20 protein-coding genes and 3 tRNA genes are annotated in these 18,223 nt (G+C 53.0%); 15 read left to right on the forward strand and 8 right to left on the reverse strand.

Annotated elements, in window-relative coordinates:
* Positions 1–4: 4 nt before the first annotated feature.
* The 8 genes from ABFZ83_RS03955 to ABFZ83_RS03990 all read left to right on the forward strand — a co-directional run bounded on the left by ABFZ83_RS03955 (position 5) and on the right by ABFZ83_RS03990 (position 7,314).
* Positions 5–493: a hypothetical protein gene (locus tag ABFZ83_RS03955; RefSeq protein ID WP_411818131.1), complete on the forward strand. Its 489-nt coding sequence runs from the start codon at positions 5–7 to the stop codon at positions 491–493.
* A 52-nt stretch (positions 494–545) separates the two neighbouring features.
* Complete coding sequence (glpX, locus tag ABFZ83_RS03960; protein ID WP_411818132.1) at positions 546–1,511, forward strand: class II fructose-bisphosphatase; 966 nt, start codon at positions 546–548, stop codon at positions 1,509–1,511.
* Positions 1,512–1,527: 16 nt separating this feature from the next.
* A complete protein-coding gene (locus ABFZ83_RS03965) occupies positions 1,528–1,764 on the forward strand; it encodes a DUF3297 family protein (protein WP_411818133.1) in 237 nt (78 codons plus the stop codon).
* A gap of 66 nt (positions 1,765–1,830) precedes the next feature.
* Positions 1,831–2,751 (forward strand): 2OG-Fe(II) oxygenase, encoded by a 921-nt coding sequence (locus tag ABFZ83_RS03970; protein ID WP_411818134.1) that lies wholly within the window; start codon positions 1,831–1,833, stop codon positions 2,749–2,751.
* A 72-nt stretch (positions 2,752–2,823) separates the two neighbouring features.
* Positions 2,824–4,632: a single-stranded-DNA-specific exonuclease RecJ gene (gene recJ / locus ABFZ83_RS03975; RefSeq protein ID WP_411818135.1), complete on the forward strand. Its 1,809-nt coding sequence runs from the start codon at positions 2,824–2,826 to the stop codon at positions 4,630–4,632.
* Between the two features lie 115 nt (positions 4,633–4,747).
* Positions 4,748–4,822, forward strand: a tRNA-Glu gene (locus tag ABFZ83_RS03980).
* Positions 4,823–5,428: 606 nt separating this feature from the next.
* Positions 5,429–6,196 carry a class I SAM-dependent methyltransferase gene (locus ABFZ83_RS03985; protein WP_411818136.1) on the forward strand — a complete coding sequence of 256 codons (768 nt, stop codon included), beginning with the start codon at positions 5,429–5,431 and terminating at the stop codon, positions 6,194–6,196.
* Between the two features lie 518 nt (positions 6,197–6,714).
* Positions 6,715–7,314, forward strand: a complete 600-nt coding sequence (locus ABFZ83_RS03990) for a LysE family translocator (protein ID WP_411818137.1) — start codon at positions 6,715–6,717, stop codon at positions 7,312–7,314.
* A gap of 120 nt (positions 7,315–7,434) precedes the next feature.
* Here the strand turns inward: ABFZ83_RS03990 and ABFZ83_RS03995 are convergent, their stop codons facing one another.
* Both ABFZ83_RS03995 and ABFZ83_RS04000 read right to left on the reverse strand, forming a co-directional pair.
* Positions 7,435–8,361, reverse strand: a complete 927-nt coding sequence (locus ABFZ83_RS03995; RefSeq protein WP_411818138.1) for an FkbM family methyltransferase — start codon at positions 8,359–8,361, stop codon at positions 7,435–7,437.
* A gap of 380 nt (positions 8,362–8,741) precedes the next feature.
* Positions 8,742–9,254, reverse strand: coding sequence for a hypothetical protein (locus ABFZ83_RS04000; RefSeq protein ID WP_411818139.1), 513 nt, complete (start codon positions 9,252–9,254; stop codon positions 8,742–8,744).
* A gap of 469 nt (positions 9,255–9,723) precedes the next feature.
* On the opposite strand from ABFZ83_RS04000, the gene ABFZ83_RS04005 reads away from it, so the two are divergent.
* From ABFZ83_RS04005 to ABFZ83_RS04030, 6 genes are all read left to right on the forward strand, one after another.
* Complete coding sequence (locus ABFZ83_RS04005; RefSeq protein WP_411818140.1) at positions 9,724–10,176, forward strand: YbjN domain-containing protein; 453 nt, start codon at positions 9,724–9,726, stop codon at positions 10,174–10,176.
* Between the two features lie 201 nt (positions 10,177–10,377).
* Positions 10,378–10,920 (forward strand): cold-shock protein, encoded by a 543-nt coding sequence (locus ABFZ83_RS04010; protein WP_411818141.1) that lies wholly within the window; start codon positions 10,378–10,380, stop codon positions 10,918–10,920.
* Positions 10,921–10,957: 37 nt separating this feature from the next.
* Entirely contained in the window at positions 10,958–11,437 is a 480-nt protein-coding gene (locus ABFZ83_RS04015; RefSeq protein WP_411818142.1) for a DUF192 domain-containing protein, read from the forward strand.
* A 59-nt stretch (positions 11,438–11,496) separates the two neighbouring features.
* Positions 11,497–11,573 (forward strand) — tRNA-Pro (locus ABFZ83_RS04020).
* A gap of 210 nt (positions 11,574–11,783) precedes the next feature.
* The gene (locus tag ABFZ83_RS04025) at positions 11,784–12,092 is read left to right on the forward strand and encodes an ETC complex I subunit (RefSeq protein WP_411818143.1); all 309 of its coding nucleotides are present in this window, start codon (positions 11,784–11,786) and stop codon (positions 12,090–12,092) included.
* A gap of 14 nt (positions 12,093–12,106) precedes the next feature.
* A tRNA-Arg gene (locus ABFZ83_RS04030) sits at positions 12,107–12,183 on the forward strand.
* A gap of 21 nt (positions 12,184–12,204) precedes the next feature.
* Here the strand turns inward: ABFZ83_RS04030 and ABFZ83_RS04035 are convergent.
* The 6 genes from ABFZ83_RS04035 to mazG form a co-directional block, all read right to left on the reverse strand.
* Entirely contained in the window at positions 12,205–12,528 is a 324-nt protein-coding gene (locus ABFZ83_RS04035) for a PEGA domain-containing protein (protein WP_411818144.1), read from the reverse strand.
* Positions 12,529–12,537: 9 nt separating this feature from the next.
* Positions 12,538–13,701 (reverse strand): cystathionine beta-lyase, encoded by a 1,164-nt coding sequence (metC, locus tag ABFZ83_RS04040; RefSeq protein ID WP_411818145.1) that lies wholly within the window; start codon positions 13,699–13,701, stop codon positions 12,538–12,540.
* Between the two features lie 19 nt (positions 13,702–13,720).
* Positions 13,721–14,305: a GNAT family N-acetyltransferase gene (locus ABFZ83_RS04045; protein WP_411818146.1), complete on the reverse strand. Its 585-nt coding sequence runs from the start codon at positions 14,303–14,305 to the stop codon at positions 13,721–13,723.
* Positions 14,274–15,119 (reverse strand): sulfurtransferase, encoded by an 846-nt coding sequence (locus tag ABFZ83_RS04050; RefSeq protein ID WP_411818147.1) that lies wholly within the window; start codon positions 15,117–15,119, stop codon positions 14,274–14,276. The genes ABFZ83_RS04045 and ABFZ83_RS04050 overlap by 32 nt, the downstream gene beginning before the upstream one ends.
* An 18-nt stretch (positions 15,120–15,137) precedes the next feature.
* The gene (locus ABFZ83_RS04055; protein ID WP_411818148.1) at positions 15,138–16,139 is read right to left on the reverse strand and encodes a cysteine synthase A; all 1,002 of its coding nucleotides are present in this window, start codon (positions 16,137–16,139) and stop codon (positions 15,138–15,140) included.
* A gap of 152 nt (positions 16,140–16,291) precedes the next feature.
* Positions 16,292–17,101: a nucleoside triphosphate pyrophosphohydrolase gene (gene mazG / locus ABFZ83_RS04060; RefSeq protein WP_411818149.1), complete on the reverse strand. Its 810-nt coding sequence runs from the start codon at positions 17,099–17,101 to the stop codon at positions 16,292–16,294.
* A gap of 190 nt (positions 17,102–17,291) precedes the next feature.
* Here mazG and ABFZ83_RS04065 point away from each other — a divergent pair, with 190 nt between their 5' ends.
* Entirely contained in the window at positions 17,292–18,215 is a 924-nt protein-coding gene (locus ABFZ83_RS04065; protein ID WP_411818150.1) for a branched-chain amino acid transaminase, read from the forward strand.
* Positions 18,216–18,223 lie beyond the last annotated feature (8 nt).

The following is an 18,223-nucleotide window of genomic DNA, read 5'->3' on the forward strand; positions in this document are numbered from 1 at the left end:
CATTGTGTCCGCTGTAAAACAGTCTAACGCCCTAAGGCATGGTAAATGCGTGCTTTTCGCCGCTTTCGGATTAATTGTGCTTAATGGCTGCGCCAATTCCCAATTGGCCCGCTTCGCGCCGCCCGGCATTATCAAATATGAAGATATCGCCAGCGAAAAACCGCAAAGCGAGGAAATCAAAGCCCGCATCGAGGAACGCCGCGCCGAACCCAATACTGGTAAATTTCCCGTATTGTCGGAAACGCCCGGCGTCGAGCAGCGCCCGCAATCACGCCCGCCGGCCGTGGTCGAGGCTCAAATCAATGCGCTAGACCAGACTGCCAAGGAGATAAAAGAGGAAATCGAAACTCAGCGACAGCTAACCGCTGAGGAGACGGCTTTGAACTTAGGCGAAGAAGCCGACCAGCTCCGCGAGCGCATTGACCGAGACAGTGCCGCGGCAGCACGGGAGAGACGGGAACAGTTAACGGCACCCGAAGACGACGAGAAATAGAACCACAGGGGGGCCTTGGTGCCCATCAATTGTTGATTAGCATACGGAAAGAATGACTATGTCCGCAGATGAAAATTTACTAGACCGCGTCCTGACGATCGAACTGGGTCGTTGTACCGAGGCCGCCGCGGTCGCCGCGTCCACAAAAATTGGTCATGGCGATAAAGAAGGCGCCGATCAGGCTGCTGTCACGGCTTTGCGTGCCGCGTTGAACAAGCTTCATATCGACGGAACGGTCGTGATCGGTGAGGGCGAACGCGACGAAGCGCCAATGCTCTATATTGGTGAAAAAGTCGGAACCGGAACCGGACCAAAGGTCGATATCGCGCTTGATCCGCTCGAAGGAACAACGCTGACGGCGAAAGCGATGTCGAATGCGCTTGCGGTCGTGGCGATGGCGCAGGGCGGAACGCTGCTGAACGCCCCTGACGTTTATATGGACAAGATCGCCTGTGGGCCGGGCTATCCTGAAGGCGTGATCGATCTTGACGCTTCCGTCGAGGACAACATCACCGCACTTGCCAAGGCTAAAGGTGTACCGGCTGAGGAAATCACACTTTGTATTCTCGACCGTGAACGTCACCAGCCATTGATTGATGGCGCGCGTCGGCTTGGATCGCGTGTGTTCCTGATCCCTGATGGCGATGTTGCGGGTGTATTCCATACAACCGAAGAAGCGACCGGCATCGACATGTATATCGGTCAGGGCGGTGCCCCTGAGGGTGTTCTTGCTGCAGCGGCGCTTCGCTGCGTTGGTGGTCAGATGCAGGGCCGGTTGCACTTCCGCAATGATGACGAGCGCAGCCGCGCTGAACGTATCGGCATTACCGACCTCAACCGCAAATATGGCCTACGGGACCTCGCATCCGGTGATGTGATGTTCGCCGCATCCGGCGTGACCAATGGCACCATGCTTGACGGTGTGAAGTGGGAACGCGGATATGTGAATACCCATACAATCGTCATGCGCTCGAAAACCGGGACAGTGCGCTATATTCGCGCCCGCTCGCCGCGTTAATCAAAAGAGTTGAACGATGACTGACACACTCCCTGATCGTCTTAGCGTAAACCCGAATAGCAAATATTACGACGAGAGCATTTTCGAGCGCGAAGTCGGTATTCGGTTTAACGGCGAAGAAAAAACCAATGTCGAGGAATATTGTATTTCCGAAGGCTGGATCAAAGTCGCGGCAGGCAAAAGCCTAGATCGTCATGGGCAACCGTTGACGATCAAATTAAAAGGCACGGTTGAGCCTTACTTTAAGGACTAAACCGCAAGAAACGGGCGGCCATGCCAGCGCCGCCCGCCTATGCTGAGCCCGCGAAGGAGGCTCAGTATGTCGACAACAATCGATGAAATGCGTTGGAAGGCCGTTGTGGCGCGCGATGCGCGGGCAAATGGCCAATTCTGGTCGTGCGTGCGCACAACCGGCGTCTATTGCCTGCCGTCCTGCGCGGGCAGGCCCAAGCGCGAGAATGTGATTTTCGCGGCGCGACGCGCCGATGCGGAGCGTGCGGGCTTTCGTCCGTGCAAGCGCTGCCGACCTGATCGGTTTGTTTCCGGGAATCTATCTGAGCGTTTGGGCGCAATAGACTGGTCGCGGGTGACAACAGACCTCAATCAAAATGGCTCTGCATCATTAGGCCGTATCCTGAATGATTCAGAATGTGCGGACCTCATCGACAATTACGACACGCCAGAACGTTATCGCTCAACGGTTCATATGCGGCGGCATAGCTTTGGCGAAGGGGAATATAAATATTTTTCTTATCCCTTGCCGCCGCTCGTCGCGGAGCTGCGGACAAAGCTATATGCCGTCATCGTCCCTGTCGCCCGCGCATGGATGGGCCAGAAATATCCGGCCGATCACGCTGACTATCGACGCCAGTGCAAAGCAAAAGAGCAAACCCGGCCAACGCCGCTGATCCTTAAATATGGTCCGGGCGATTATAACCGGCTGCATCAAGACCTTTATGGCGATGAGGTCTTTCCCATTCAGATTGCGATCTTGCTGTCGCAACCGGGCAAAGATTTTGACGGCGGCGAATTTGTCATGACCGAACAATCACCGCGCAAGCAATCGCGCGCGATGGTCGCGCCGCTTGAAAAGGGATTTGCAATCGCTTTTGCGGTCAACGAACGACCCAAAGAAGGGGCGCGCGGAACCTATAAGGTCAAGATGCGCCACGGGGTTTCGGAAATCCGTAGCGGTGCTCGATACTGCCTTGGCATTATTTTTCACGATGCAAATGGCTGATTGCGGGGCTGTGGAAAGAAGCGGGCGCGTGGGGTAGAACCCAGTTTTCGCGAATCAGTGCCATTTGTATCCATGACCTCCGTTGCCCAACACCAGACCATTGATGAATTAATGCCCATTGTGGCGCTGCCGGCGATGGGCGTCCCTGCGTCTGGCCGGAAATGGCAATTGCGCGAGGCCGATACCCGTCTTGCGCTCACGATTGCTCAACAAAACGGGATCGATCCGACGATTGCGCGCATTCTGGTGGCGCGCGGCGTCGCGCCTGATCAGGTTGAGCGTTATCTCGCCCCAAGCCTGCGTGAAGAATTGCCAGATCCGTTGGTTCTGAAAGACATGGACCGCGCAGCAGAACGATTATGCGCGGCCGTCAATAATGGCGAGACCATCGGCATTTTTGGCGATTATGACGTGGACGGAACAACGGCTGCGTCGATCCTGAAGCTATATTTTGATGAAATTGGCGCGGCGTCGCAAGTTTATCTCCCGGACCGTATCACCGAGGGCTATGGCCCTTCGGTTCAGGCGTTTAAACAACTCGCCGCTGACGGCGCGGATTTGATCGTGACGGTCGATTGCGGTGCAACCGCGCATGAGCCGATCGAAGAAGCCGCCGCCGATAATATTGATATTGTCGTTTTCGACCATCATTTGATGAATGGTCCGCCGCCTGAGGGCGCGACAGCGGTCGTTAATCCGAACCGGCCTGATGACATTTCCGGCCTTGGCAATCTTTCGGCGGCTGGTGTGGCCTTTATGGCGGTTGTGGCGCTTAATCGGGCCTTGCGCGAAAGTGGTTATTTCAATGAACGCACTGAGCCGCGCTTGTTGCGGTTTCTCGATCTGACGGCGCTCGGTCTTGTCTGCGACGTGATGGAAATAAAAGGCCTGACGCGGGTATTGGTTGCGCAAGGGCTCAAGGTTCTTGGCGGCAACGGAAATCCGGGGCTTATTGCGCTCGGCAAACAGGCCGGAATGAAAGGGGCGCCCAGCACCTATCATATGGGGTTCTTGATTGGTCCACGGATTAATGCGGCGGGACGCATTGGTCATGCGCGGCTGGCCTTTGAATTAATGACCACCGACGATCCCGCGCGCCGTGCGCAACTGGCTGAACGGCTTCATGTGATGAATTCGGAACGCCAGGAAATCGAAGCCGACGTTCAGGCGCAGGCCCTGAGAGATATTGAGAGCAATCAGCGCCATGCAGATGATGTGATCGTCACAGCGGGCGAGGGGTGGCATCCCGGTGTCATCGGTATCGTCGCCGGAAGGCTTAAAGAGATTTATGACCGGCCGGTCATCGTCATCGGCATTGAAGATAATGTCGGCAAAGGCTCTGGCCGATCGATTACCGGCGTTGATCTTGGCGGTGCCATCGGTAAGGCGCGCAATGACGGTTTGTTACTTTCGGGTGGCGGACATGCGATGGCGGCCGGGCTTTCGGTGGACCCGTCACAGATTGATAATTTCCGGATATTCCTCAACGACGCATTGGCTGCCGATGTCAGCCTCGCCCGTGAGAACCGAACGCTATCGCTTGATGCGGTGATCGGGCCGAACGCGGTTTCGAAAAGTTTCGCCGATCTCGTGGAAATGGCGGGACCCTATGGGCCGGGAAACCCCGAGCCGGTTTTTGCCCTCACCAATCTTCGCGCCAAATACACGAAAGTCGTCGGCAAGGGCCATCTCTCAGTGACGCTGGAAAGCGATACGGGCGAGCAAATTCGCGCCATCGCATTCCGGGCCGAGGGCGAATCGCTTGGCCAGATTCTCACCTCCGGAAAGCGCTTTCACGTGGCCGGAAAAGTGCGCGCCGATGACTGGCGCGGCGGAGACGCGGGCCAAATGCAGATCAGTGACGCCGCTTTAGCCCCCTGACCGAGGGTTTTAGGCGAAGAATTTTGAAAAAATCGCCCGAAACCGTAAAATGGGCTTGCATGGTCGGAAGCTGCCTCCTATACAGCGCTTCCGTCGCCACAGCGGCAGCTTGTGTGGGCCCTTCGTCTATCGGTTAGGACGTCAGGTTTTCAACCTGAAAAGAGGGGTTCGATTCCCCTAGGGCCTACCACTACCTATATAAAACAATGACTTAGAAGGCTGTTTGTCAATTGTTTGTCACTTTCCGGTTTTGGTCTGCGCGTTTTAAAAGAAAATTTCGATCATGCCTGAAAGGTGCGCATAATCGTGCTCCTTGATATATCCGTTCGATATGAATAATGCGTTTGTCGCAGATATTGCATAGTTTCGGCGATTTTAATTCCGACATTGACAATGCTCATGGCAGCCTCGTGCCGAAAGGTTGCCAACGCATTCGGTGGAACGATTTGCGTTCGTGAATAAGGTATACAGGCCAACAGCGGCGAGCCGACTGGCGCTCCATTTAAATCGGCGTTGAGTTGGAATTCGAGGGATGCCGTTAATTTATGGCAGTTTCTGTTGCGACATCGGTGAAATGGTTCCCGGCTGCCGTCATAGTGTCACTAAAACGTTGCCCGACAAAAATGTACGCATATAATATTTCCACAGTATAGGTGGAAACCTCATGAATGAACTCTGTAATTGCCCCGTTTGCGGCGGAGAAAAGTTGTCTCTCGACTTTGTTGGATACTCAATTCGACATAATGATGGTCGGAAGTGGCCAGTTGTTAGATGTGATGATTGTCAGCATGGATTCATGAATCCACAACCTGGGCCGGACCTTCTTTCCCAATACTATACAGACAAATATGATCCGTATGAAGCGGACCATGGCCTCACGGAGCTCGACGCCGAGATTGAAGCGGCGAAGGCAAAGGGCGAGTTTCGTCATATCAAAATCACCCCCGGTTTAAGAATTCTTGATGTTGGTTGTGGCGGCGGTGCGTTTTTACGTGTCGCGAAAGCGTTGGGGGCGGTTGTGCAGGGCGTTGAGCCGAGCGAATTTGGCGTGGCGACGGCGCGGAAGTCGGGGATTCCCGTTTTTCACGGACAATTAGACGAATACATTAACAGCGAGGGGTGCGAGGAACAGTTCGATGTGGTCACGTCAAACCATGTAGTGGAGCATCACCCAGATCCCGTTCGTCTTTTGGGTGAAATGCGGTCGTTGTTGGCACCGTCTGGCTATGTTTGGTTTGGCGTGCCTAATGCGGATAGCCGGACCGCGCGCAAATTAAAAAAACATTGGCACGCGAATGATCTGCCATACCACCTTATGCAATTCACGCCATCAAGCGCAGCTTTGGCGGTCGAAAAAGCGGGAATGTCGATCCGCCGTCAATACACCACGTCGTTACCAACGGCGACGATGGCGTCACTCTATGATATTTGGCGCTATCGATATTTCATTCCGCGAAAAGTGACGCAAAAATTGCCGTTCCTACGTCCTTTGGGCGTTCGCGTTTCGAAAGACATGGACGCAAAGGGTGAGGGCGAGGCTATCATTATTGAGGCGGTTGCGTAGGAGGCTAGCGCTTGATCAGGCGATTGCTGGTCAGGATCAGCGCCGTCCCGACGATGGCTCCGGTTATAACCTGGCCGGGAATACCAATAAGAAATACAATCGGTTCACCGTCGCCAAATAAGTTGATATGAGAGCAATCGCCCCCGCAATGCAGCCTTAAAGTATGGCTTTACAGACCGTCTATTCGCCCTTGCGTGCTATTTGTATCCCATTGTAATTTTCACGGCATGTTGCCCATGCTCCAGGGAATGGCACTTTAAATTCATAGGTACCTAACAAGCCTGTTTGTCACTTTCCGGGTTTGATCGGCGCGGTTTCAAAGAATACACAACCCGTTTACTGCGAAAGTGTTTTTCTTAGATCACGGAATTATCAGTTCATCCCGAAACAGAACTCAATATTATAACGCATGAGCTAATCGAACGCTTTTGAATAACGCCACGCATTGCAACGCTGATGGAAAAAACTTTTTGCCCCATCTCAGCGCGCGCGTGGTCAAGATTGTATTGAGTAAAAATATGGAGAATTTTCTTGCCCTAACGATGGTCTCAGCTGCGTTGCTTGGATCACCGGGGCCTGTACCCATAGCATTGGCAGGGGTAGGGGCTAGTAATGGTGTCCGCAAAGGCGTTCCATTCCTTATCGGTATACTTTTAGGGCTATCAATTGTTGTCATTGCTTCGGTTGCTGGGATCACGGCGCTGATTTCAAAAAGCGAAATCATCGCAAATACTCTATTCTTCTTTTCTATTTCATATTTGGGCTACGTCGCTTGGAAAATCGCGAATTCACCGATTAATTCGACGACTGATAAAAGTCGCATTCCGACGGGCCGAGATGGGTTCATTTTAAATCTGACAAATCCCAAAGCCTACGCAGCAATTTCCGCGATTGTGAGTTCGTTTACATTATCTATTGAGCCGCTCAGCCTAGCGCTTGTCATAACAGGCGGGGTTATTTTGCTTGTCGCAATGATTGTTGACGCAATCTGGTTGTTTGCTGGAAGCGCTCTATCGCCGCTCTTTTCGAGTGCGAAATATGGGCGTGCATTGAGAGTTTTCTTTGCCGCTACAATGATAATCGTGGTGGCGATTGGTGTCTGGGGTTCAAAAAATTAACTTGTGCTGTTCGTGGGCAATGACTTCCGCCCGCGCGCAAGGTTGTCATGCTTTTGCAAATCCAAGTTTTACATTGCGCGATTGATTGCTGGCTTCATTGCTACTGACATTCGGGAATGTCTACGTCTCTAGCCTGCTATCTATTACCAACAAATCTGTACAGCGATGTTCGGGTGGGCGAGCTCTTATTTCATCGGTTAGCGTTTTAATTTCAGCATGGGAAAGGGCGCGTTTTTGTTTTCGGTTCATGCCGAGATCGTAAACTTTTCCAATTCTTGAAAGAATTTCGAAGAAATCGTCGAGCGGTCCCATACGCTCCATAATAGTCGGGGCATATTCAAAGATCCCTGCAATGGGCTGTCGTTCGATGGTCTCTTTCATTCCTTCGAGCACAAGAAACTCTGCGCCTTGAACGTCCATTTTCAGGAATACGGGAGCTTCAGTTTCTTCCATTAAGCTGTCGACTGTTACGGACCGACAAACCATTGAGTGCCATTCATTGTGCGTTCCGACAGCCATTGATCCGCCGAGTGTGTGGGTATTGGAAACCCCAATTTGGGTAAATCCGACCTTGTTGCTCAAAGCTGCATGAACAAGTGTAACTTCGGGGACGTTGTGGAGTGCAACGTTGACTTGTGCCATGTGAATAACAGGGCCGGGTTCTATGCCTATAACAGCAGGTTTGTCCGTAGGCACGTCAAAGCCAAGCGAACGGCGGAATAATGCGTATCTTATTCCTTCGCGACCGTAATTTGCTCCGCCGTCAATTAGAACGGTGTCACGGTTCGTTCGTAGCATCGATTGGATGATATCAAACTCAACGCCAGTAAAATCGTTACACTCGCCCGGAGAAATGCCCGATTTCTCAATCGCGTCGTTTAACTTTGAAAATTTTACATGGGAAGGAAGGTGTGTGTCAGGCCAATCGCCGTCCAAAACGAAGTATAATAGACCGTTCCAGAAGACGACCTTGTGTCCACGCGCCGAAGTATGAAGCGTCGCGAGCTCTTGGTTTGTTAAGCGCTCCATTTCTACCTGATAACGCAAAACATCCCCCCTAATCGAAAATCCTAAAGTAGGATTTCAAAGCACCAAGCTAAAATCAAGTGTAATACCTTTTTGAATTTGTACTGCAAAGTACAGTCCATGCATTGCAAAGAGAGAACAAGAAGTAATCTCCTGATTAGACTATAAAATATGGTGTTCGCAATTTTGGCAAAAAGCGACGTATCGCCGTGTTTCCCGCATCGACGCCCATAAATTGGGTGAGCGATTCAATCGGCGGGGAGGCTGAATCGGGTTTGAATAAATTCAAAAAGGCCCTAAATACACGCACCCATTTTTTCTAAAAAAACCGGCGAAGTTTGCGTGACCTTGAAAGTTCTGTTCTTCCAACTCGGGACAGTATGGCTAATGTGCGCCGCGACTTAAAAAACGCCGAATACATTATCAACCGGGTGGTCATCCACAATTGCCGTGAATTTCGGTTTGCGCGGAAACCAGGACAGGAATTGATCCATGTCGATAGGGTCATGAATATGGCCGTCAATACGCCCATGTGGGACTTGGTAGGTTGTTGAAACCATAACGGTTTCACCTAGCGAGCATAGTTTTTCAGCGAAGGCTCTCGCGTTGGGAATGTGTTCGATTGTTTGATTGCTGATTACGAGATCGAATTTTCGATCAAGCGTAAATGCGTCCGCTTTCATAAATTTTACCCCCGTCACGTTAGCCCAATTCTCGGTGAAGTTATTGAGATCAGAGGCAATTCTGTCGGGTATCCAATCGAGGTCACAAATGAACCCGCCAATATAGGAACCAACATCGATGGCCGTTCTGGCATTGGCTGCATAATGCCGGGCCACAAGGTTCATCGTCTTATATAGGTTTTTATCTTTCCGAAGCTCCCAATAACCCTTGTTGATTCCGTGACGAGTCATAGGTCGGTCAATTGGATAGTGCATCGATACTCCCTCATATCTTGGGGGATGCTTTCAAAAAATAGAAATTAAATCAAGAATAAATACAGAGTATAAATAGACTAGAACAGAATTGCGTATAACAAGCGTATGGCAAGCAATAGACGCCTGTATCATAATAATTCTGAAAAACCGCGGATTATTCGTTCCAATGGCAATAAGCGCGCTTAAGCGCCTTGCTCGCCCATCGGCCGCCATGAAATGCGTGAGCGATCCAATCGGATAATGGCGCAAGAGCTATCGGCGTTATCGGTAATGGGTTCGACCAGAGCGCCTATGATTTTTCCGCGAAAATTATCCGAAAATCGCGGTAAACCACCCAATCTACCGGCCTCGACGCCAGGCGTTTCATGACTCTGTCGTTGATTTCAGTGCCATTTTGACGTCTATTAAACATAGTTAATCGCGTTCGACCGGAGGGGTAAGGTCCATGAGGGGAATTCTCGCAATTGCAGCCGCCGTTCTAATGGCATTTGCGCCGATTTCATCGGCATTCGCTGGCAAAGTTACGAAAGACGAAATTGAAGAAAAACTCTCGACGCAGGGTTATGCGGTTCAGGATATGGGACCGAACACCCTTTTTGTACGGGTCGCGAATTACGACATTCGGATCGATATCCAAGGTCCTGATGGCGACATTTCCTATCGCGCATGGTTGTTCGAAGTTGACGGCAAAAGCATCAGCTACAAAGTGCTAAACCAGTTCAATAATGATGTGAAATTCGGTCGGGTTTATATCGATCAGGATGGCGATGTGACGTTGCAAATGGATCGCAACGGCGCGGGTGGTGCGTCGATCGAAAATATCGAATCAGATTTCGATGTTTTCCTGATGCTCATCAGTTCGTTTATGGACCATCTCGAATCACAGGTTATCGCGTAGGCAAATTGTCTGCGTGCAGTCTATTTCGGCAATTTTAGCCGTAATGTTATCTAATAACCACAACTACACGGCGAAAATTCCATATACCTATACTAAAATAGTGCATTTTTTGCGTGAAGGGCTTAGCCTTTTTCTGATACTGCATTATAGTTAACTATAATAACAAAGTAGCTTAGGGCGCGACGGGGGTACCAAGAGCACATGGACGATCGGTTCGACGCATCGCGTGACGACGATGATACGCCTGACGCAGAAGAGCATTTCACTGTTAAAGGCGTTGTGAAATGGTTTGATCCAACCAAGGGCTATGGGTTCATCATCACCGATGCCGCCGATAGTGACATCCTCATACATTCTTCTTGTTTAAAAGAGGCTGGCATGACAACGGCGCGCGAGGGCTCGACCGTTGAATGCCTGGTTGTGCGGCGCGAAAAAGGCTTGCAGGCGTCGAAACTAATCAAGATCGATGAATCAACTGCGGCGGCTGTGCCTGTCATGACGCCGATGCCGACGCAAACACCGGCCGGCGATTTTGTTCGCGCGACAGTGAAATGGTTCAACCGCGCAAAGGGCTATGGCTTTTTGACCTGCGGCGATGATACCGAAGATATATTTGTTCACATGGAAACGCTCCGGCGCTATGGAATGGGTGAGCTTGTTCAGGGCGCACGCGTGCAGGTTTCCTATGCTGCGGGGTCTAAAGGGCTGCTTGCGATAGAAGTAAAGCCGGACCCGGAAAACTGATCGGGCTTTGCCGGCTTTTATCGAGAGGTTGGCAATCATGCTTATCATCCGTCGACTGATTATTCTGAATTTTGTGCTGGCGCTTTTCGCAACGGCGGGCTGCGCGCAAAACGAGCGGATCGGCGCGACGGGCGGCGGTCGTGACCGTTTGGTTATCGAAACCGCAAGCGGCGACGAACACCAGTTTTATGTCGAACTGGCTGACGACCCGGAGGAGCGCCGGACCGGCCTGATGTATCGGACCGAGATGGCGGAAGATGCGGGAATGCTCTTTGACTTCGAAACGGTGCAGCCGATTTCCATGTGGATGAAAAACACGCTGATCCCGCTCGATATGGCCTTTATCGACGAGGAGGGGGTGATTCGCCGAATCGCGCCCATGACCACGCCAAAGTCGCTTGTCAGCGTTTCCTCTGGCACGCCGGTGCTTTCGGTGCTGGAGGTCAATGGCGGGACCTTTGAAAAGCTTGGAATCAAGGCCGGAGACCGGGTGCGACATCCTCTTTTCAACAAATAGCAAATTAGGTCTTTACAACCGGGCCAAGATGAACCATGTCACTCGCTCGCAGTCGCATGCGGGGCGTAGCGCAGTCTGGTAGCGCATCTGGTTTGGGACCAGAGGGTCGCAAGTTCGAATCTTGCCGCCCCGACCATGCGGACCGCTTTTTCCTCTCTGAAAATGGATGATCGGCCCAAAAATCGCGGCGCACCTGCGACCAGGTTATCGCTTGAATTGATCTATGGGCCCGTGTAAGTGCTTGGTTTCTCGCGGGGCTTTGAGCAATACAATCGAATTTCCGTCGAGTGGATCAGGTTGAATTTATTTGGCGGGGCCACGCCCCGGATAGAGCAGGAACAGCGCCATGTTCGCACGCATCTTCAAGCCCGCGAAAACCGCAATGCAGTCTGGCAAGGCGAAAACCAGCCAGTGGGTTTTGGAATTCGAAGCGGAAACCGCGCGCAGAATTGACCCGCTCATGGGCTGGACCAGCGCCGACGAGACCGCCTCGGGTCAGGTGCGCCTGAAATTCGACACGCAAGAAGAGGCAATCGCCTATGCGGAGCGGAATAAATTACCGTTCCGGATTGACGCGCCGCGCGAGCACACGCCTAATCCCAAAGCCTATTCTGATAATTTTGCCTTTCAACGCCGCAAGCCCTGGACCCATTAAGGGCGGCGAGATCAGGCCCCGTAGCTCAGCTGGATAGAGCACCGGCCTTCTAAGCCGATGGTCGCAGGTTCGAATCCTGCCGGGGTCGCCATTTCACTTATAATTTTTGCGCCTAATCCAATTCCGGAAGCGCGACTTCATCAACCTCTTCGCTGGCGGCGGCCAGTTCGAGCGGGATCGTGACCGCTTTGCGGCTAGGGCGAAGGGTGAGGTTCAGTGATTTAAACCCGGCTTTGGCGATGCGCGCTTTGCGCGGTTCGTTGATCTTGATGGTGCAGGGCGTTTCACACTCGCCATAGCCATGCAGGGTCAATAACGCGCCTTGGGGGGCTGAATTGATGGTTAGCGTCTCGCCCGGACCGGAGAGATTGCCAAGATCGATTGTCTGGCAGCCACCCAATATCAACGCCGCAATTCCACTCGCCAATAAACGCATATCTCGCCCCTATTTATTTGCGTTCGCCATCGCGATGAAGGCCCGGTCGAGATCGTCCTTCAGATCGTCCACATCTTCAAGCCCTGCGTGAAAACGGAAAAGCGGGCCTTCTTCATCCCAGCTCGTCGCTGTTCGGTGCGCTGCTGGCCTGGAATGAATCGCAAGGCTCTCATATCCGCCCCATGAAAAACCAATGCCGAAAACTTTGAGCGCATTGAAAAACGCCTTGATCGCCGGGAGCGGTGTCGGTTTCAGCAAGACCCCAAAAAGGCCCGAAGCACCGGTGAAATCGCGTTTCCAGATCGCATGGCCCGGACAGGTTTTCTGGCTCGGATAGATGATCCGGTCCACCTCGGGGCGTTTTTTCAGATATTTGATAAGCTCCGCCGCGTTTTCCTGATGGCGCTCCATCCGCGTTGACAGGGTGCGCATACCGCGAAGGGCGAGAAACGCGTCATCCGCCGAAACATTCGAGCCGATCTGAAGAAGCGCATAATAGATCTTGCGCGCTGTTTGTTCGTCTGCGGAACATAACGTCCCCACGAGGCAATCCGCATGGCCGACCAGATATTTTGTTGCGGCCTGAACCGAAACATCGGCACCGAGCGCGATCGGTTTATAAAAATAGCCCGCGCCCCAAGTGTTATCGACCACAAGCTTTGCACCGCCCGCATGGGCCACCGAGGCCAGCATAGGCAGGTCCTGAACTTCGAAGGTGAGGGAGCCGGGGGATTCGGCAAAGATCACTTTGGTATTGGGCCGCATGAGGGCGTTCATGCTCGCTTCATCCGCAACCGGATCATAATAGGTCGTCTCGACCCCAAACCGCTTGAGGAAATTGTCGCAGAATTTCCGCGTCGGATCATAGGCGGAATCGGTCATCAATATATGGTCGCCCGCGCTAACGAACGCCAGGAGCGAGGCGATACACGCCTGAAGCCCCGATGGCGCGAGGCGCGTTTCAAAGCCGCCTTCGAGCGCATTGACCGCTTCTTCAAAGGCTCGGTGCGATGAAGTCCCGAGGCGCCCATAGGTAATGTTTTTTGCGCCTTCCAGATAATCGTCATAGGTCGGAAAAAGATAAGTTGATGCCCGTTCGACCGGCATATTGACCGGATGGGCTGGCCGGTGATGCGGACGGCCACTGATCGTCAATTTTGTTTTATCTTTCATAGGGGATTTCTGCGGCTTTTTATTTTTGTTGATTGGGGATGAGACGTTGAACGAAACCCTGTCGGCGTCCTGTCACTTTGAATCCGAATTTTTGATAAAGCGGCAATGCAGCCGGGTGATCCAGCGTGCAGGTTTCGAGCTTCAGACATTGCGGCGCGCGCGACCAGGCGAGATCAAGAACATTCGTAAAGAAATAGCGGCCCACTCCGAGACCCGTGAAATCAGGCGCGAGACCGAAAAACTTAATTTCATGCGTGGTCTCGTTACGGGCATCGATCTCCGCAAGGCCCGCCGGTGCGCCGCCAACATAGAGAACGTAGAAATATACATTCTCATCATGAAGGATCGCGGCGAGATCGTCGTCGCTCATGGTGCGGCGGCTGATCCAGTTAAAAGGCGCGCCCACAAGATCATACATATACCGATAGAAATGGACCGGCGGTTGTTCGACCCGCATCAGCGCAACATTCCGCCGCTGGCCAATGCTTGGGGCCGGCGGCATGACCAGCGCCGGCCGCTCTGTCTGTTCGAGGTAGGTAATGGTGACAGCAATTTGATTGCTGCTAAGGGGGTCAATCGACAACTGGGAATAATTGCTCGTCATTTTTCTCGTCTCCCCATTCGGCCCATGATCCGTCATAGACCGCATGGTTACGCGCACCGATAGTTTCCAATGCTAGAGACAATATAGCAGCCGTCACCCCTGATCCACAGCTTGTAATGACGCGGGCCTCTGGATCGACGCCGAGGGCGGAGAATGCGCTGCGGATCTCTTCTGGCGGGCGCATTTGCCCGGTGTTCGCGTCCACCACGGCAGAGGTCGGCAGGTTGAGTGCTCCCGGCATATGGCCAGAGCGAAGGCCCGGGCGCGGTTCTGGCGCGCGCGCGGCGAAACGATCGGCGGGACGGGCATCGACCACCGCAACGCCCGCACCGAGTGCGTCGCGCACATCGCTGGCAAAGGCATAGCGCGCTGGTGTGGGGGTGGGTTGATATTCCGCCGGCGTGATTTCGGTTTTTTGATCCGTTACCGGATTATTCTCGCGCTTCCATTTTGGCAGGCCGCCATCAAGAACCGCGATATTTTGGTGCCCCATGGCGCGGAAGCTCCACCACACACGCGCCGCAGAAAAAATCCCGGCTTCGTCATAGACGACGATCGTGTCGTGCGCGGTAATGCCGAGCGCGCCGACGCCTTCGGCAAATTGACCGGGTGGCGGCAGCATGTGGGGAAGGTCGGTTTCCTGATAAGCGATCTTGTCGATATCAAAGAATACCGCGCCGGGAATATGTTCTTGGTCGTAATGCTCTATCGCATTGCCATTACCGAGCATGCGCCAAGAACCATCAATGATTTTGAACTGGCTCAAATTGGCCGCTAATTCAGAGGTCGAAATCAGCGGGCCAAATTCGGTCATGTCATTTCCCTGATCGGTTTAGCTAAGCCATGGCGGCACGGGTAAGTCTTTTTCCCGCAGGAATTCAGGGTTGTAAAGCTTGGACGCATAGCGGTGACCATAGTCACAAAGCACCGTTACAATCGTATGGCCGGGTCCAAGCTCTTTTGCGAGCCGCTTTGCCCCGGCAATATTGATCCCCGATGAACCGCCGAGGCATAGACCTTCTTCGGTCACCAAGCGGAACAGGGTCTCCAGCATTTCCGAATCGTGGATGCGGAACGCATCATCAATCGGTGCGCCTTCGAGATTGGCGGTGACGCGGCCTTGGCCGATACCTTCGGTGATCGAGCCGCCTTCGGTCGTCAGTTCGCCTTTTTTGTACCAGTCATGGATTTTCGAACCACCGGGGTCGCTAACGGCAATTGTCACGTCGCTCTTGCGTTCCTTCAGCGCCATTGCGACGCCCGCAAGCGTACCGCCGGTACCAACCGCGCAGGTGAAACCATCAACCTTGCCTTCTGTCTGTTCCCAGATTTCCGGGCCGGTTGTGGCAATGTGAATATTGCGATTGGCGACATTATCGAACTGATTGGCCCAGATCGCGCCGTTTGGTTCTTTTTCCGCAAGCTCTTCGGCAAGGCGGCGCGAGTAATGAACGTAATTATTCGGGTTGTCATAGGGCACGGCATCGACTTCGACGAGTTCTGCGCCATGCAGGCGAAGGGCAATTTTCTTTTCTTCGCTCTGGGTACGCGGGATTACGATCTGCGTGCGATAGCCAAGCGCCGCACCGACCATCGCAAGGCCGATTCCCGTATTCCCGGCGGTGCCTTCGACGATGATCCCGCCGGGCTTCAACGCGCCGGACGCTTCGGCATCGCGGATGATCCCCAAAGCGGCACGGTCTTTGACCGATTGGCCCGGATTAAGGAATTCGGCCTTTCCATAGATCTCACAGCCGGTTTCCTCAGATACGCGGTTAAGGCGGATCAAGGGCGTTTTGCCGATTAAATCGGTGAGGGACTGGCTCGTGGTCATTTTACGCGGTCTCCGGACAGAATTTTGGCCATTTCGGCCATGACGAAAAAATCGCACATTGCCCGCTAATGGCTAGGGATTGAACTCAAAAATTCTAATAAGCCTTAGAGATATCGTGGCATTGCCCGCATTGTTATCCGTACAGAGATGACCTATTTCGCGGATTTATCGATTTCCTTGGCCTCGTTCCAGATGGCTTCCATCGCCTCAAGGCTAGCGTCAGCAAGGCTTTTTCCGTCTTCCTTCATGCGCGTCTCGATATGATTGAAGCGGCGAATGAACTTCTCATTTGCCCCCCGAAGGGCCGCTTCGGGGTCAATATCAAGATGCCGTGATAGGTTGGCGAGGACGAATAAAAGGTCGCCATATTCCTCTTCTATATGGGCCTTATCGCCAGAATTCATAGCATCATTCAGTTCTTCGGTTTCCTCTGCGATCTTGTCGAGAACATCCCGGGCGTTTTTCCAGTCAAATCCAACTCTGGCCGCGCGCTTTTGCAGCTTTACCGCGCGTGTCAGCCCCGGAAGGCCCGCAGGGACATCCGCTAACAGGCCGTTCTTTCCCTTGGCGGCGCGTTCTTCGGCTTTTTGCTTTTCCCACGCATCGGTCTGTTCTTCCGCGGTGCGCATGGTTTCGTCGCCAAAAACATGGGGGTGCCGGCGGATCATTTTATTGGCGATTGCCTCTGCGACATCGCCAAAGCTGAACAACCCCTTTTCTTTGGCCATCTGGGCGTGAAACACCGATTGGAATAGCAAATCACCCAATTCTTCCTTGAGCCCCGCCATATCTTTGCGTTCAATTGCATCGGCGACCTCATAGGCTTCCTCGATCGTGTAGGGGGCAATCGTCGCGAAATCCTGTTCCAGATCCCACGGACAGCCATTCTCTGGGTCGCGCAGACGCGCCATCACTTCGAGCAATGCCGTGATCTTGCTGGCGTCAGAATCGGATTTTGACATGAAAAACCTCTATTGGGCCGGGTCATCGGGAAAGGGTGAAATCTGCTGATTTGGGCTGACTTAGTGGGAAATCCGCCTCAGGGCTAGCATATGACGTGGTTGATTCCATCCTTTGCTTGATTTTACCGCTACTCTCAGCCATTCAACCGGCTCAAGCCGCAAAAATGGCACATCAGGAAGGAACTAAAAAATGCCTATTCAGGAAGCAAAGCTGATCTGGCGAGACGGCAAGATGATCCCTTGGGCGGAAGCAACCACCCATGTGTTGACCCACGGTCTGCATTACGGGACGTCTGTGTTCGAAGGTATGCGCGCCTATAACACCAAAGACAAAGGTGTGTGCGTGTTCCGGAATCGCGAACATATCGAACGCTTCCTGTTTTCTGCGCGTGTCTATCAGATCGGCATAAAATATTCGGTTGAGGATTTGATGCAGGTCTGCCGCGACGTTGTACGCGAGAATGGCCTCGATAGCGCTTATATCCGTCCGGTTGCGTTTCTCGGCTATGGCGAAATGGGCCCGGCATCGAAAGCGGCTCCTTCAGAGGTTGCAATCGCGGCGTTTCCTTGGGGCGCTTATCTTGGCGAAGAGGGCCTGAAGAACGGTATCGACGTTGCGGTTTCTAGCTGGCGCCGATTTGCACCGGGGACGGTTCCTGCGGGCGTTAAAGCGGGCGGTAATTATCTTTCAAGCCGTCTGGTTTCTATGGAAGCGAAAGATCGCGGCTTCGCCGAAGGGATCGGCCTTGCCCATGACGGCACGGTGAGTGAGGGCGCAGGCGAGAATTTATTCCTTGTCGTGAAAAACAAGATCATCACGCCACCAGCATCGGCATCGATCCTGTCGGGGATTACACGCGATACGGTTATGACCCTTGCGCAAAAAGCGGGCTATGAAGTCGTCGAGCAAACCATCGCGCGTGAGAGCCTTTATGCGGCAGACGAAATCTTCCTTACAGGAACGGCCGCGGAAGTTACGCCGGTTCGTTCGGTTGACAATCTGACCATTGGCAATGGCGATCGTCCGGTTACGTCGAAATTGCAAGAGATGTTCTTTGGTCTCTTTACCGGCGAGACAAAAGACGAATGGGGCTGGCTCGATCCGGTCGCCTAAAGCAAAAA

Source organism: Hyphococcus formosus (assembly GCF_046736345.1).
Taxonomy (GTDB): Bacteria; Pseudomonadota; Alphaproteobacteria; order Caulobacterales; family Parvularculaceae; genus Hyphococcus; species Hyphococcus formosus.